Source organism: Streptomyces sp. F001, assembly GCF_004187715.1.
GTDB classification, from domain to species: domain Bacteria; phylum Actinomycetota; class Actinomycetes; order Streptomycetales; family Streptomycetaceae; genus Streptomyces; species Streptomyces flavusporus.
Genome location: NZ_QZWF01000002.1, coordinates 605,660 through 621,933, shown reverse-complemented (window position 1 = coordinate 621,933; position 16,274 = coordinate 605,660). Strand labels below are relative to the sequence as shown.

Below are 16,274 nucleotides of genomic sequence, written 5' to 3'. Positions count from 1 at the left end.
TCAGGCGTTCCAGATCTTCTCGGCGTCGCGCTGCCAGTCGGTGAGGATGTTTCCGATCTCCTTGGGCTTGGCGAGGAACTTGGTCAGCGCGGTGTCGGCGGTGGGCTGGAGGGCGTCGCTGGAGTCGCGGTTGAAGAACTGGGTGATCTCGGCGGCCTCCTCGATGTGTGCGCGGCCCTTCTTCACCAGCGGCGTGCCGGCGTCCTTGGCGTCGGGGTGGCAGGGCAGGACGGTGCCGGACGAGCCCTTGATGTAGATCTCCTGCGACTCGGCGGTGGCGAGGTAGCCCAGCAGATCGAGCACACCGTCGCGGCGTCCGGTGCGGGCGCTGGCGAAATAGCCGTCCGCGGGGGCCTCCTCGGCGAGCGGGACCTTCGCGTCGATGACCGGGAAGCGGAAGAAGTCGATGTCGTCGAGGGCGTCCTTGGGCGCGGCGTCGGCGAAGAAGGTGCCGATCAGCATCATGCCGCTGCGGCCGTTGAGCAGGGCGGTCGTTGCGTCCTGGAAAGCGCCCGCGGCGCCGTTCGGGTCGAAGTACGGCAGTACCTCCTGCCAGCGGTCGAAGACCTTGCGGACCTCGGGATCGTCGAAGCGGTGCTTTCCGGCGAGCAGTTCGCGGTGGTAGATCGCGCCGTTGATGCGGATGTCCAGGTAGTCGAACCATGCGGAGGCCACCCAGGCGGTGTTGCCGCCGGCGCCCAGCCCGATGGGAGCGACGCCCTTGGACTTGAGCTTGTCGCACAGGTCGAGGAATTCGTCCCAGGTCTTGGGTTCGCTCACGCCCCACTTGGCGAAGTTGGACTTCCGGTAGAACATGCCCCACCAGTAGTAGGTGGTGGGGACGAAGACCTTCTTGCCGGAGCTCGCGGTGCACAGCGTGTTCAGCGCCTTGGAGTAGCGCTTGAGGTCGGACGAGCCCCAGAGCTCGTCGAGGTCGAGCAGCAGGTCCTTCCTGGCGTAGGCGTCCGCCACCGAGCCGGGGTACCAGGTGTACACGTCGGGCGGGTTGGCGGAGGTCAGGTACGTCGGCAGCTGGGTGCGGAAGGTCTCCGCGGCGACCGTGTTGAGGCTGACGCGCCCGGCTCCCTTCTTCTTGCCGTAGGCGGCGACGATGTCCTCCATGGCCGCCTTGGCCTGCGGTGCGGACAGGTTGGACTGGAGGGTGACCGCACCCTTGGACGAGGACTTCGAGGAAGAGGTGGAGGTGACGCAGCCGCTGAGCAGCGCCGTCGTCCCGGCGGCGCCGAGTCCGGCGAGGAAGCGCCGTCGGCTGGGCTGAGGGTTTGTCATGGAGGGCTCCCTGTGGATCCGCCCGGCGGCCCGGCCCTCCTGACGGCCGGGCCCGCTCGCGGCGGATCCAGGTTCGCGTGGCGCTTCCGCCACGTCAAGATTAATTACTAATTTATTGGAACTGGGTGCGATGGACGGCGCCGAGCCGGACGGACTGCCGGTGTCGGGTTCGTGGTACGGGTGGGCGTGAAGTCACGGGCCTCTCCCGGAGGTTGGGAAGCAGGAAGAGGTGACGCGGGCCATGCGGATGCCTGGGGCCGAGGGCGTCACGGCGAAGACTGTGGCCCCGGAGCCAGAACCTGTCAATAATTATTACTAATTTAAGGAAACATGTTCCGTGGCGAACTGGAGGTCTTGACGGAACCAGGTCGGCGGTGCAGTGTTCGGCAACGTTGTCACCGGGTCAACGGTCCGCAGCCCCGGACGCTCCGATCGCGCTCGTGACCGCATCGAGGCGACCATGGCAGGAGAAGGCACAGCCGACGTCACAGGCCCGCCGATCCGGGAGGTGGCCACGCTGCACACCCTGCTCCCCATCGTCTTCGCGCTCTGCGCGGCCTTCAGCAACGCCGTCGCGACGGTGCTGCAGCGCAAGGCGGCGCTCACCGTGCCGCGCTCCCAAGGGTTCCGGGCCGGGCTGATGCTCGATCTGCTGCGGCGGCCCGTCTGGCTGTCCGGCATCCTCGCGGTGATCGCCGCCGGTGTCTGCCAGGCGCTGGCGCTGGCGACCGGGCCGCTGACGATCGTGCAGCCGCTGTTCGTGCTGGAGCTGCCGCTCACCCTCATCGTCGCCTCGTTCCTGATGCACCGGCATCTGCCGGGCACGGGCTGGCTGGCCGTGACGGTGGTGGTGGCCGGGCTGGCGGTCGCGCTCGCCGCCGCGTCCCCCACCGGCAATCGCACCCATGTGGCGCTGGACCGCTGGATTCCCGCCCTCGCCGTGTGCATGGGGACGGTCGTCGCTCTCGCTCTCGCGGCCCTCCGGCGCCCGGAGGGCCGCGCCCGGGCCGCCTGTCTGGGGGCCGCGACAGCAATCAGTTACGCGGTGACCGCGGCGCTGATGAAGGCCTCCACGCACATCCTCGACGAGCAAGGGCTCCTGGGCTTCTTCTCCGCCTGGCAGACCTACGCATTCGCCGCCACCGGCGTGTGCGCGCTGTTCCTCCTGGAGAATGCGATGCAGGCCGGTCCACTGGTCGCCTCGCAGCCCGCCCTCACCCTCGGGGACGCGATGGTGAGCCTCGCACTCGGCATCACCCTGTACGAGGAGGAGATCCGCTCCGGGTGGTGGCTGCTGCCCCAGCTGTTCGGTGTCGCGCTGATCGCTGCGGGAGTCCTCGCACTGTCACGGATTCCACTCACCCAGTCACTGGTGGCGCCGGACGAGGAGCGCCGGACCGCGGAGGCTCCCTGACGACGTCCCAGGTGGTACGGGCGCGGGAGGGCGGCGGCGAGTACGGCAACCGGCGGTCGGTGCATCGGGCCCGTGCCCCGGCGTACGACGGGCCGCCTCCGTGGCCGCTTCGAGACGCATCTGCAACACCCCGTGTCGCACGTTCCGGTGCCCTGTGCCGTCACAGTCACAGAAGGCCACGTCAACAGACGTCGACGTCAACGGACCGAGGGGGCACGGATGATGGAGTGGTACGAGCGCCACCGGACACGGCGGCTGCGCGGCACGCTGCTCGCGCTCACGGCGGCGGGCGGCCTGCTGCTCACCGGCTGCGGCGCGAGCGACACCGGCGACAAGAGCCGCACCTCGGACGCGAGCGAGCACAACTCCGGCTTCCCGCCCCACTGCCCGCCCCGACCGCAGCCAGGGGACCGGCGAGCAGCAGGACGACACCGACTCCCGCGAGGTCGCCCCCCCGACCACCTCTCCACCTTCGCCCTCGACGTGGACACCGCCTCCTACGGATACGCCCGCCGCGCCCTCGCCGAGGGCAGACTGCCCGACCCGTCGACGATTCGCCCCGAGGAGTTCGTCAACAGCTTCCGCCAGGATTACGAACGCCCCGACGGCGACGGCTTCACGGTCACCGTCGACGGCGCCCGCACCGACGAGGAGAACTGGTCCCTGATCCGCGTGGGCCTCGCCACGCGCCATGCCGAACAGGCCGGTGAACGCCCGCCCGCCGCCCTGACGTTCGTCATCGACATCTCGGGCTCCATGGCCGAACCGGGCCGCCTCGACCTCGCCCGGCAGTCCCTGTCCGTGATGACGGACCGGCTGCGCGACGACGACTCGGTCGCGATCGTCACCTTCAGCGACGAGGCCGAGACCGTGCTCCCCATGACGCGTCTGGACGGCCGTCGCGGCGAGATCCACGAGGTCATCGACAGTCTGGAGCCCGCCGAGTCCACCAACCTCGGCGCGGGCGTCGAGACCGGATACGCCACCGCGGTCGAGGGTCTGCGCGAGGGCGCCACCAACCGGGTCGTCCTGGTCTCCGACGCGCTCGCCAACACCGGCGACACCGACCCGGACGCGATCCTGGAGCGGATTGCCACGGAACGCCGCGAGCACGGCATCACCCTGTTCGGCGTCGGCGTCGGCAGCGACTACGGCGACGCCCTGATGGAACGCCTCGCCGACCGGGGAGACGGCCACACGGTCTATGTCTCGAACACCGAGGACGCCCGGGAGGTGTTCTGCGAACAGCTCCCGCAGAACATCGAACTGACGGCCCGTGAAGCCAAGGCCCAGGTCGCTTTCGACCCCGCGACGGTCACCGAGTTCCGCCTCGTCGGCTACGACAACCGCCATGTCGCCGACGACGACTTCCGCGACGACCGCGTCGACGGTGGCGAAGTCGGCCCCGGCCACACCGTCACCGCCCTGTACGCGGTGCGCACCGAGCCCGGCGCCGACGGCCACCTCGCCACCGCCACCGTCCGCTGGCTCGACCCCGACACCCGCGCCCCGCACGAGGAGTCCGGCGGCCTGGAGGCCGGCGACCTCGACGACTCCGTATGGAGCGCCGGCCGGGGCCTCCAGGTCACGGCCACGGCCGCCTACTTCGCCGACGCTCTCCGCCGCTCCTCCGACCATGGCTACGGCTCTCTGCCCGGCGCCCCGTATCTCGACGAACTCTCGGAGCGGGCACACACGTTGGCGTACAGGACGGAGGACGAGGACGTGCAGCAGCTGGCCGACGCGATAGAGACGGCGAGTCGTATGGGGTGAACGGACCCACCCGTTGACCTTCCCTTACGCGCGAGTAAGTTGACTCTGGAGTAAGCACGGGCGACAGCACGCCATTCTCAACCGCGACCGGGAGCCGTCATGGGCGTACGCAGTGATCTGAAGCGGGCGAAGCAGCGCACCGACCTGGCGACCCGCACGAGGACCGAGATCATCAGGGACAAGCACGGGGTCGTATGCGAGGTCCGTGCGGCGCCCCTCGCGCCGAGGGCGGCGACCGGCAGCACCGCCGACATCCCGTTCACCAACGCCGCCCAGGCCCCCGACACCGTGGTCCTGCGCCGCAAGCAGCACGGGGCCTGGCAGCCCGTGACCGCGGCGGCCTTCGCCCGTGAGGTCACCGCCGTGGCCAAGGGGTTGATCGCCGCCGGTCTCGAACCGGGCGGGCGCGTCGCGGTGATGTCCCGCACCCGCTACGAGTGGACAGTCCTGGACTTCGCGATCTGGGCCGCCGGCGGCCAGACCGTCCCGGTCTACGCCACCTCCTCCGCCGAACAGGTGGAGTGGATCATCCGCGACTCGGGCACCCGCTTCGTCATCACGGAGACCGCCGAGAACGCCATGACCGTCAGGGCCGGCACGGCAGGTCACCCCCAGCCGCCACGCATCTGGCAACTGGACGCGGCCGGCCTCGACGACCTCACCGCTCTCGGCCAGGACGTCCCCGACGAGGAGGTCACCAAGCGCCGTACGGCCCTGACCCCCGACACCCCCGCGACCGTCTGCTACACCTCGGGCACCACCGGCCGGCCGAAGGGCTGCGTCCTCACCCACGCCAACCTGCATGCCGAGGCCGCCAACACAGTCGAGCTGCTGCACCCCATGTTCCGGGATCTCACCGGTCGGACCGCCTCCACCCTGCTCTTCCTCCCGCTCGCCCACATCCTCGGCCGCACCCTCCAGATCGCCTGCCTGATGGCCCGCATCGAGATCGGCCACTGCCCGAGCATCAAGCCCGACGACCTCCGCCCGGCGTTCAAGGAGTTCCGCCCGACCTTCCTGGTCGGCGTCCCCTACCTCTTCGAGAAGATCCACGACACCGGCCGCGCCACCGCGGAGAAGCTCGGCCGCGGCGCCTCCTTCGACCGTGCACACCGGATCGCAGTGCGCTTCGGCGAGGCGTACCTCGAGAAGTTCCTCGACAAGGGCAAGGGCCCCGGCCCCGGCCTGTACGCCGCCTGGGCCCTGTACGACCTGCTGGTCTACCGCCGCATCCGCAAGGAACTCGGCGGCCGCATGCGCTACGCCATCAGCGGCGGCTCCCCGCTCGACCGCGACCTCAACCTGTTCTTCCACGCTGCCGGAATCATGGTCTACGAGGGCTACGGCCTGACCGAGACCACCGCCGCCGCCACCATCGTCCCGCCCCTCGGACCCCGCCCCGGCACGGTGGCCTCCCCGTCCCCGGCACCGCCGTCCGCATCGCCGACGACGGCGAGGTCCTCGTCAAGGGCGGCATCGTCTTCGGCTCGTACCTCGGCAACCCGGCCGCCACGGACGCGGTCCTGACCGACGGCTGGTTCGCCACCGGCGACCTCGGTGCCCTCGACGAGGACGGTTACCTCACCATCACCGGCCGCAAGAAGGACATCATCGTCACCTCCGGCGGCAAGAACGTCTCCCCCGCCGTCCTGGAGGACCGCCTGCGCAGCCGCCCGCCCGTCGCGTCGTCGGCGACAACCGCCCCTTCGTCGCCGCCATCGTCACCCTCGACCCCGAGGCCGTCACCCACTGGCTCGTGGTCCGCAAACTGCCCGCCGACACGCCGATGTCCGAGATCGTCCGCGACCCGCGGATGCGCGCCGACGTCCAGAAGGCCGTCGACCACGCCAACCAGGCCGTCTCACGCGCCGAGTCGATCCGCGCCTTCACCCTGGTCGAGGGCGAGTTCACCGAGGACAACGGGCTGCTGACCCCGTCCATGAAAGTGAAACGCCAGGCGGCGATGGCCGCATACGCGCAGCAGATCGAGGCGCTGTACGCAGCGGGGCGCTGACGCCCCGGGCGGGGTGGCCGTGCGGTCACCGCCGTCTGGCGTACACCTCCCGGGTCGCCGTCGTGAACCGGGCCAGGGCGTCCGGCAGCGGGTCGATGCCGATGCCCGGGGCGGTGGGTACGGACAGGTGGCCGTCCTGGAGGACGAACGGTTCGGTGATGTCCTCGGCGAAGTACCGGCTGGAGGCGGAGGTGTCGCCGGGGAGGGTGAAGCCCGGGAGGGCGGCGAGCGCCAGGTTGGGGGCGCGGCCGATGCCCGTCTCCAGCATTCCGCCGCACCACACCGGCACGCCGTTGGCGGCGGCCACGTCGTGGATGCGACGGGCTTCCGGATAGCCGCCGACGCGGGCCGGTTTGACGTTGACGACCCGGCAGGCGTCCATCGCGAGCGCGGACGCCGCGTCGCGCGCGGAGTGGATCGACTCGTCGAGACAGACCGGGGTGGCCAGACGCTTCTGCAGCTGGGCGTGGGCGTGGAGGTTGTTCTCCTCCAGCGGCTCCTCGATCAGCAGCAGCCCGAAGTCGTCGAGCTTGCGGAGATGTTCGGCGTCGGCGAGCGTGTAGGCGGTGTTGGCGTCGACCTGGAGCGGGAGTCGGTCGCCGAAGCGTTCGCGTACGGCGCGCACCGGCTCGACGTCCCAGCCCGGCTCGATCTTCAGCTTGATGCGGAGGTAGCCCTCGGCGAGGTACCGCTCGACGTCGTCGAGCAGTTCGGGTACGGAGTTCTTGATGCCGACCGAGACCCCGGCGGGCACCCGTTCGTGGACCGAGCCGAGAAAGGTCGCGAATGACATCCCGTAGGCGCGCAGTTCGGCGTCCAGGAGGGCGGTTTCCAGGGCGGCCTTGGCCAGTTCGTGGCCCTTCACGGAGGCCATGGCGGGGGCGACGGCCGCGGCCGTCGGCTCGGGCAGGGCGGCGACGCGCGGCAGCAGAAAGTCCCGGATGACGATCTCGGCGCCGGCGACGAACTCCGAGCAGTACAGCGGCTCCGGGTCGGCAGCGAACTCCGACCAGCCCTCGGCCTCGTCGGTCACCACGTGCAGCAGGAAGGTGTCCTTGCTGGTCATCGTCCCGAAGGAGGTGCGGAACGGGGTGACGAGCGGGATGGCGACGTGGAGCAGTTCGACGCGTTCGAGCTTCATGCCTGCTCCTCGGGGGACGGGCGGGTCAGCAGGTACCAGCCGTCGTGGGACATGGCCGTCGCGCGCAGGCCCTCGGCGTACGCCTCGGTGAAGACCTCGCGCACGGCGTGCCGCCAGTCGAGCGCGAGCGCCGGGTCGGCGGCACGCAGCGCGACGATGTCCTCGGGGACGCGGCACCACAGCCTGTCCGCGTCGCGCAGAGCAAGCGGGTCGCCGTCCGGTGCCCGGCGAACGACGTCGGCGGCGGAGCGGCCGTCGGCGAGGTCGTCCGTCCGGGTGGTCGCTGTCACCAGGTCCCACACGACGGTGAGCCGGTCGCTTTCGTCGCCGTTGTTCACGCCGTCGCTCATCGGCCCGTAGAAGTCGACCAGGTACTCGCTGCCGACGGCGCCCAGCTTGACCAGGTTGAAGCGGGCGTTGCGGCTGACCAGCGGGTCGAAGGTCCAGCGCATGGTGGTGGCGCCCCGCTCCAGCGCCCACCGCCGCTGCGCCTGCTTGACCGCGAAGCCGACGCCCCGGCCGGAGGCGGTCGCCGCCGCCACGAACGAGTACACGTCCCGCTCGGCGGGTGGCCCGAACACGGCCACCGCCGCCCCTGCGAGCCGTTCGCCCGACGGCCCGGTGGAGTACGCGGCGTGCACCGCGCCTCCGGAGTGCACCAGGCTGTGCAGCACCTCCGAGGGGTAGGGCGGGGTGGCGCGCGGCATCTGCCACACATCGGCGAAGAAATCAGCCACGGCATGGATACCGGCCACGTCGTGCACGGTACGGACCGTGACTCCGGCGGCACGGGCGGCGTCCTCGGCGAGGGCGCCCGCGTTCGGTGTTCCGGCCGCTGCCCCGGACCCGGCGGCGGAGATCGTCACAGGTGTCATGCCTTGAGTCTCCAGGGCCACAGCCCGGCGGCCATTGTCGTCAGGCACAATGAGTTCCTGCCACCCTGTTGCGATCGGCCAAGGACCCCAGTGGTCACCGTCCCGTAAAAACGCCCATCGTCACCATGTGACCGTCCTCCATCGGAGAGCCCGCCCCGCCCATGGACGCCTGCACCCTCGAGGAACTCCTCGACATCCTCGGTGAGCCCATGCTCCGTGTGCTCACCGCCCCGGCGGGCCTCACCGCACCCGTCTGCGAGGTCCTGCTGTACGACGCCGGGGCCCCGTTCCCGCGCAGCGCGCCCGGTGCCCTGCTGCTGACGGTCGGGGCGCGAGCGGGCGAGGTCGGGACGCTGGCGCGCGATGCCGCGGCGGCCGGGATGGCCGGACTCGTCGTACGGGCCGGCGACGGGCAGCCCGACGCGGTGGCGGCGGCGAAGGCCCACGGCCTCGCGCTGCTCGCCGTCGACGAGGACGCCGCCTGGCATCACATCCATCTGCTGCTGGCCTCCGCGATCGGCTCCCGGCCCGGCCCGGCGGGCAGCGGCGCCGCCTTCGGCGACCTGTTCGCGCTCGCCAACGCGGTGGCCGCGGCCGTAGGGGGCGCGACCGTCGTCGAGGACGCCCGCCAGCGGATCCTGGCCTACTCCACCGTCACCGGGCAGGTCGTCGACGAGGCCCGGCGGCAGGGCATTCTGGGCCGCCAGGTGCCGAGCAGCCCCGAGAACACCGAGCAGTACCGCCTCCTGTTCGCCGCCCCCGGACCCGTACGCCTCGCCGCACTCGACGGCGACGAGCTGCCGCGGCTCGCCGTCGCGATCCGCGCGGGCGGCGAGACGCTGGGGTCGGTGTGGGTCGTCGACGACGGGCACCTCGGCCCCGATGCTGAGGACGCCCTCAGGCAGGGCGCGTCCACGGCCGCCCTGCTCCTGCTGCGGGCCCGGGCGAGCGAGGAACTGTCCCGGCATCTGACGAGCGACTTGCTGCGCCGCCTCCTCGACGGCACCGCCGCGCCGCGCACCGCCTCGGCCTCGCCGCCGGCACCCCGGTCCGTGTCGTGGCCTTCGCCCTCGACGGCACGGTGTCCGCGCCCGACGGGGAACAGACCGCGCTGCGGCTGCTCGACCTGGTACGGCTCCAGTGCGAGGCGCGATACGGGCGGCACGCGTGCGTGCTGGTGGACGGGAGTGTGTACGCGCTGCTGCCGGTGACCGGTGAACACGGTGGGAAGCGGCACAAGCGGCTCGCCGAGGACGTCGTGCGGCGTGCGAGCCGGGCGCTGCGGGTGCCGGTGCGGTCCGGGCTGGGCGACATCGTCCCGGACCTGGCGGCCGTGCGCGGCTCACGGGACGACGCCGACCTCGTCCTGCGGGCGCTCGGACCGGGCGAGGACGTCGCTGCCGTGACCGAGATACGCGCGCGTGTCACCCTGCTCCGACTGCGTGAACTCATAGGCGAGCAGCGGGGGTTGACGGCGGGTGCCTGGCGGGAGGTCCTGGCGTACGACGCCGAGCACGGCACCGACTACGCCAGGACCCTGGTGTGCTGGCTGGACGCCGGATGCGACATGGCGCGGGCGGCGAAGCTGCTCGCCGTGCACCCCAACACCTGCCGGTACCGCCTCAGGCAGGCACAGCAGCACCTCGGTATCGACCTGGCCGACCCGGACGAGCGGTTGGTGCTGTGGCTGCAGCTGCGCACCCTCGCCGGACTGCGGGGCGCGGACCGGGCCTGACCTGCGGGCCCTCAGCCGCTCAGCCAGGCCGCGAGCCGGGCCTCGCACTCGCGCAGCTGACCGACGGGCACGTACTCCCCTGCGGTGTGCGCGAGGGTCGGGTCACCGGGTCCGTAGTTGAGCGCGGGCGTGCCGAGCGCGGCGAAGCGGGCGACGTCGGTCCAGCCCAGCTTGGGGCGGGGGGTCGCGCCGAGGAACTCGACGAGCGAGGCGACCGGGCCCTGGCCGAGCCCCGGCAGGGCGCCCGGCACGACCTCGGTGACCTCGACCTCGTACTCGGGAAAGAGGCCGCGCAGATACGCCTCGGCCTGCCCCGCCGAACGGCTCGGTGCAAAGCGCAGGTTGACCGTGATCACGCAGGTGTCGGGGACGACGTTCTCGGCCACCCCTGCGCGGACGGCGACCGCGTTCAGCCCCTCGCGGTACTCCAGGCCGTCGATGACGATCCGCTCTGCGGTGTGGTCGTCGAGACGCTGGAGCACGGCGGCCGCCCGGTGCGCGGCGTTGACGCCCGTCCAGGAACGGGCAGTGTGCGCCCGCTCGCCGCGCACCGTGATGTCCGCGTTCAGGACGCCCTGGCAGCCCGCCTCGACGCCCGCGTCGGACGGCTCCATGAGGATCGCGAGGTCCGCCTCGAGCAGATCGGGGCGTTCGGCGGCGATACGGTTCAGGCCGTTGCGGTCGCCGGAGACCTCCTCGCACTCGTAGAAGACGTAACTGACGTCGCGTACCGGTGCGGTGAGGGTGGCCGCGAGGCGCAGGGCGACGGCGACGCCACCCTTCATGTCGCACGCCCCGAGCCCGTGGAGCAGCTCTCCGTCCAGCCGGGACGGCAGGTTCCCGGCGGCCGGGACGGTGTCCAGATGGCCGGCGATGACCACCCGCTCGGCGCGGCCCGAGTCGGTGCGGGCCACGACGGAGTTGCCGATGCGTTCGACCGTCAGATGCGCGCAGGTGCGCAGGGCGGACTCCACGGCGTCGGCGAGGTCGGCCTCGTCGCCGCTCTCGGACGGGATGTCCACCAGGGCACGGGCGAGGTCCACCAGGTCGGCGGTCGGGTTCAGCGAGGTCGCGACGTCCCGCCGCCGCGTCAGCCTGCTCGCCGCCCCGACCTCACCCGCCGGTCTCCGCGGGCTCGTCCGTACCGTGTCCATGCGTCCACTCCTCTCACCGCTCCCCCTCCGGCCTTGATGATGCGGAACGGGAGGTGGGGAGGGGTGTGCGTGTCGGCCAAGGTGGTGCGGGGGGCTTTGGCTTTCCGGCCAATGCCAGGTCGTGATCGTGGTCTCAGTGCACCGAGAAGCCGCCGTCCACGAAGAGGGAGTGCCCGGTGACGTACGCCGACGCCGGGCTCGCCAGGAAGACCGCCGCGCCCGCGAAGTCCTCGGCCAGACCGTTGCGGCCGACCAGTGTGCGGGCGGCGAGGGCGGAGGCCTTCTCCGGGTCGGAGGACAGCCGCTGGTTCAGGGGCGTCATGACGAAGCCCGGCACCAGGGTGTTGCAGGTCACGCCGTGCGGCGACCACGCCTCGGCCTGCGAACGGGCCAGCGACTCCAGACCGCCCTTCGACACGCCGTACGCCCCGCTCTGCACGAAGGCGCGGTGCGCCTGCTGCGAAGTGATGTGGATGATCCGCCCGTAGCCGCGCTCGGCCATGCCAGGGCCGAAGCGCTGCCCGAGCAGGAAGGGCGCCTCCAGGTTCACGGCCATGGTGACATCCCATGTGTCGTCGCCGAGCTCGCCCATGGGGGGTCGCAGGTTGAGGCCGGCGGAGTTGACGAGGATGTCCGGCTCACCGAACGGCTCGACGGCCTTCTCCGCCGCCTCCCGCACGCCCTCCCGGGTGCTCAGGTCGCCGCTCACCCACGCGGCCCGGCAGCCGTCCGCGGTCAGCTCGTCCACGGTGGCGGCGAGCTGTTCCTCCTTGCGCGCCACGACCACCACGGTCGCGCCCGCCCGGGCCAGCGCACCGGCGATGGCGCGGCCGATCCCGGAGCTGCCGCCGGTCACCACGGCGATGCGTCCGTCCAGTGAGAACAGCTCCGAGAGGTATCCCTGCGTCGTCATGCTGGGCACCCTAAAACAGCTCCTTGGTCCCCAGGCAGATCACCGCGTCCTCTCTGCGACAACGACAGCGTGTGCACGTGCCGCCCGTACGGCCGCGGACAGGCCGGCGATGTCGTAGGCGCCGTGGTGCCTGCGTCCGTTGACGAAGAAGGTGGGAGTTCCCGCGACGCTGCTGAGTTCCGCCGATTCCACGTCCTCAGCGACCCGCGACGCACCCGCGCGGGACCGCATGTCCCGCTCGAAGCGCACCACGTCCAGTCCGACGTCGGCCGCGTATCCTCGCAGGTCGTCGAACCGGAGCGCGCCCTGGTGGCTGATCAGCAGGTCGTGCATGTCCCAGAACCGGCCCTGCAGACCGGCCGCTTCGGCGGCCTCGGCGGCGAGCTGGGCGTGCACGTGGACATCGGTGAGCGGCAGGTGCCGCCACACGTAGCGCACGTCCCCGAAGTCGCCGAGCAGCTCGCGGATGACCGGTTCCGCCTGCCCGCAGTGGGGACACTCGTAGTCTCCGTACTCCACCAGAGTCACCGGGGCGTGGCGAGGCCCTCGCACGTGGTCCCGGTCGGGGTCCACGGGCACGGCGAGATCGACGATCGTGTCCGCCTTTCCCACCAGCGCCCGTAGTTGCGTCCCTCGTGGCAGCAAGCCGATGGCGCCCGTGACGAGCCTGCTGAGTACGAAGGAACAGAGCACGGCACTCAGAATGCCGATCTTGGCGTCGTCCAGCCGGGTGCCGTCGAAGGCGAGGGTCGCGATGAGCAGGGAGACCGTGAACCCGACTCCGGCCAGGGTCCCGCCCGCGACCAGGGCTCCCCAGCCGACCGAAAGCCGGATCCTCCCCCGGCCCAGCAGAGTCGCCAGTCCCGCCGCGCCCACGATGCCGATCGGTTTACCCAGGACGTATCCGAGCAGGATGCCGAGCGTGACAGGTGAGGTGAAGGCCCGCGCGAGCTGGTCGCCGCTGATCGGAATGCCTGCGTTGGCCAGGGCGAAGAGCGGTACGACGACATAGCTCGTCCAGGGGTGGAACATGCGCTGCAGCCGGTCGTTCGGCGAGATGGCCGTGGCGATCCCCTCACGTACCAACCGCTCCATTTCGGGGGTGGGCTGCTCGCGGAAGAGCCGGAACAGTCCGGTCGCGTGTTCCAGGTCGGAGCGCGACGCGGGGTAGGCGTACGTCAGCAGCCCCATGGCGAGTCCGATGACCACCGGGTCCACACCGGACTCGAGCAGCGCGCCCCAGGCGACGAGCGCCAGCAGCGCGTACACGATGCCTCGGCGCAGTCGGAACCGCCGGAACGCCAGGATCACGGCGAAGACGCCGACCGCGAGCAGAAGCGGCGGCACAATGATGCGATCGCTGTAGGCGACGGCGATCACGCCCAGGGCCAGGAAGTCGTCGACCACCGTGAGGGTGAGGATGAAGACCCGCAGTCCCTGCGGCATACGGCGTCCGACCACAGCCAGCATCCCCAGGGCGAAGGCCGTGTCGGTGGACATGGCGGCGCCCCAGCCCTGCATCGTGCCATGGTCCGCGTTGATCGCGAGGTAGAGGGCGATCGGTACGAGCATGCCGCTGACTCCCGCCGCCACCGGCAGCGCGAGCCGCTTGCGGTCGCGCAGTTCGCCCATGTCGAACTCGCGGCGCGCCTCCAGACCGACGACGAAGAAGAACAGCGCCATCAGCCCGCTGTTCACCCATTCCCTCAGTTCGAGGGAGATCCCGTACGCGCCGAGCTCCACGGACAGATGGGTCTGCCAGAACGACTCGTACCCTGCAGGCGCCATATTGGCCCAGACCAGCGCGGCACATGCTGCCGCCACCAGCACGGCGGCGCTTCCCGTCTCCGTCCGCAGAAAGTCGCGCAGCGGTGAGGGCGAGTCGCTGCTGCACGCAGTCTGCCCTGCGTATTCGCCGGCAGGCAAGGACATTACTCGAACGCTCATTCGATGAGGGGTACGGAGGACTTGTGGAACTGCGACGAACCGCCGACGCGCGACGTTGTCGCGCACTGCCTCTACCGGTCCGCCCGGGTGACCCACGCCTGAGCCAAGCCTCCCTCATCCACGGTGTCACATCCAGGAGGCGACGTCGGTGGTCGCGTCGAGGCATGCGCTTTTGCCGAGCGCGCGGGCCAGGTCCGCCGGTACTGGGCCGCCTCAAGGTGTCGGCACCAGGCCAGGAGACGGTGACGGTCGCGGTGGGCACGGCCCCCTCAGGACGGGACGCGACCAGCCCTCGCCGGTCAGCCGGTCGTAGCTCGACCGCGACCTCCAGGCGCGAGGCGAACTCCTCCGCTCCGGGCCGGCCCCGCCCAGCAGCTTGGGGCGTCGTCCCTGGCGGGCACCGGCTACCAGCGGATCGTGCGCCGAGGCATTACCGGTTCGGTGCGGTTGGACGGGCAGGAGGGCCGACGCCTGATCAGGTCAGCGCACCCTTTCGCGGGACGCAGTACGCCGCGAGGGCGGCCGCGACCAGATAGGCGGCCGCGCCGATGGCCAGGCTGGTGCGCAAGCCGGTGACGAAGTCCGCAGTGGCGGCCAATAGTGAACCCCCCAGTGCGACGCCGGCGGCACTGCCAACCTGGCGAGTGGTGTTGAACACGGCGGAAGCGGTACCGGAGTACCCCTCAGGCGCGGCCGACATCACGGTCGCGGTCGTACCGGTGAGGGCGAAGGACGTACCGAAGCCGGCCGCCATCATCGGTGCCACCAGCAGCAGGTAGTCCGGATGGGAGCCAACGGCGGCCCAGCCGGCCAGGCCGGCCGCTCCCAGCAGCATCCCGCTGAACACCAGCGGACGGTGCCCGGTGCGGCGTGCGATGCGTCCGGACAGCACCGAGGCGAACATCGTCATGGCGACCGCCGGGAAGAGGGCAATCCCTGTGCGCAGCGCGCTGAGGCCGCGATAGTGCTGGAAGTAGAGGCTCGCGGTGAAGATCATGCCGTAGAAGGCGAAGTTGAACAGCAGACCGATGACCGCTGCACCGCTCAAAGTGCGGGAGCGCAGCAGCCACAAAGGCAGCACGGGTGCGCGGGCCAGGTGCTCGCGCAGTACGAACGCGGCGGCTGCCACTACGCACAGTCCGGCCCCGGCGAGGATCACAGGGTGCGACCAGCCCAGCCGGCCGGCCTCGTTGAGGACGGCAGTCAGCAGAGCGACGGTCGCGACGATGGCGCACTGGGCCGGCCAGTCCACCCAACGGTCGAAGCGCCGGGGCGAGGGCGACACATGCTGCAGCGTCAGCAGCAGGCAGGCGCATCCGACGGGAAGGTTGATGAAGAACACCCAGCGCCAGCCCACGGTGGTGACGAGCAGGCCGCCGAGAAGCGGTCCGGCGGAGGCTGCGATGCCGGCCATGGAACCCCACAACCCGAAGGCGCGGGCGCGCTCGGCGGGTGAGGCGTACTCCTGTTGGAGCAGAGCGAGGGAGCCGGGCACGATCAATGCGGCACCGAGCCCTTCCACGATCCTGGTGACCACCAGAAACACCGTGTTCTGGGCGAGCCCGCAGCCCGCCGATGCCACGGTAAAGACGACAATTCCAGTGCAGAAGATACGGCGGTTGCCAAGCCGGTCCCCGAGCGTCCCGCCGGTGAGGAGGAAACCAGCGAGAGAGAGGGTGTACCCGTCCGTGATCCACTGAATACCGGTGAGTGAAGCCGACAGGTCCCGCCCCACCGCAGGAACGGCAACATTGATGATGGTCACATCGAGGATGACCATGAAATAGCCCGTGCAGACCGCCAGAAGCGGGGCCGGGGGCAACCGTGTGGCCCCACCGGGTCGACCGTTCTCCGGAGGGCCGACGCGCACCATGACCACACGATATTGCGGGGACGAACCGGATCACGGCTTTTGGGGTGTTCCTCCGGCGCGTCGGGCCCCGCACCGACGAGCCCGGGTCGGCAGCCCGGCATGCCGCGACGCGAAGGAACTTTGCGTGAGCGCTGCGCGCCGTCAC

10 protein-coding genes and 1 pseudogene are annotated in these 16,274 nt (G+C 70.9%); 4 read left to right on the top strand and 7 right to left on the bottom strand.

Annotation, left to right across the window (positions count from 1 at the left end; genetic code table 11):
• On the bottom strand, positions 1-1,290 hold the full coding sequence (locus StrepF001_RS10460; RefSeq protein ID WP_129798015.1) for an extracellular solute-binding protein: 1,290 nt from the start codon (positions 1,288-1,290) through the stop codon (positions 1-3).
• Between the two features lie 517 nt (positions 1,291-1,807).
• On the opposite strand from StrepF001_RS10460, the gene StrepF001_RS10455 reads away from it, so the two are divergent.
• The 3 genes and pseudogenes from StrepF001_RS10455 (at position 1,808) to StrepF001_RS10445 (ending at position 6,491) form a co-directional block, all read left to right on the top strand.
• Positions 1,808-2,704, top strand: a complete 897-nt coding sequence (locus StrepF001_RS10455; protein WP_276322816.1) for a DMT family transporter — start codon at positions 1,808-1,810, stop codon at positions 2,702-2,704.
• A gap of 222 nt (positions 2,705-2,926) precedes the next feature.
• Positions 2,927-4,477, top strand: a complete 1,551-nt coding sequence (locus StrepF001_RS10450) for a VWA domain-containing protein (protein WP_129798416.1) — start codon at positions 2,927-2,929, stop codon at positions 4,475-4,477.
• 99 nt (positions 4,478-4,576) lie between these two features.
• Positions 4,577-6,491 (top strand): annotated as a pseudogene (locus StrepF001_RS10445) (AMP-dependent synthetase/ligase).
• Between the two features lie 25 nt (positions 6,492-6,516).
• Here the strand turns inward: StrepF001_RS10445 and menC are convergent.
• The gene (menC, locus tag StrepF001_RS10440) at positions 6,517-7,632 is read right to left on the bottom strand and encodes an o-succinylbenzoate synthase (protein WP_129798013.1); all 1,116 of its coding nucleotides are present in this window, start codon (positions 7,630-7,632) and stop codon (positions 6,517-6,519) included.
• A complete protein-coding gene (locus tag StrepF001_RS10435) occupies positions 7,629-8,507 on the bottom strand; it encodes a chorismate synthase (protein ID WP_129798012.1) in 879 nt (292 codons plus the stop codon). The genes menC and StrepF001_RS10435 overlap by 4 nt, the downstream gene beginning before the upstream one ends.
• Positions 8,508-9,564: 1,057 nt before the next feature.
• On the opposite strand from StrepF001_RS10435, the gene StrepF001_RS47420 reads away from it, so the two are divergent.
• Positions 9,565-10,242: a helix-turn-helix domain-containing protein gene (locus StrepF001_RS47420; protein ID WP_240797365.1), complete on the top strand. Its 678-nt coding sequence runs from the start codon at positions 9,565-9,567 to the stop codon at positions 10,240-10,242.
• A gap of 11 nt (positions 10,243-10,253) precedes the next feature.
• Here the strand turns inward: StrepF001_RS47420 and dapE are convergent, their stop codons facing one another.
• The 4 genes from dapE to StrepF001_RS10410 form a co-directional block, all read right to left on the bottom strand.
• Complete coding sequence (gene dapE, locus StrepF001_RS10425; protein WP_240797364.1) at positions 10,254-11,396, bottom strand: succinyl-diaminopimelate desuccinylase; 1,143 nt, start codon at positions 11,394-11,396, stop codon at positions 10,254-10,256.
• A gap of 133 nt (positions 11,397-11,529) precedes the next feature.
• On the bottom strand, positions 11,530-12,309 hold the full coding sequence (locus StrepF001_RS10420) for an SDR family oxidoreductase (protein WP_129798011.1): 780 nt from the start codon (positions 12,307-12,309) through the stop codon (positions 11,530-11,532).
• Positions 12,310-12,348: 39 nt separating this feature from the next.
• On the bottom strand, positions 12,349-14,241 hold the full coding sequence (gene nhaA, locus StrepF001_RS10415) for a Na+/H+ antiporter NhaA (RefSeq protein ID WP_129798010.1): 1,893 nt from the start codon (positions 14,239-14,241) through the stop codon (positions 12,349-12,351).
• 490 nt (positions 14,242-14,731) lie between these two features.
• Complete coding sequence (locus StrepF001_RS10410; protein WP_129798009.1) at positions 14,732-16,129, bottom strand: MFS transporter; 1,398 nt, start codon at positions 16,127-16,129, stop codon at positions 14,732-14,734.
• Between the last annotated feature and the right edge of the window lie 145 nt (positions 16,130-16,274).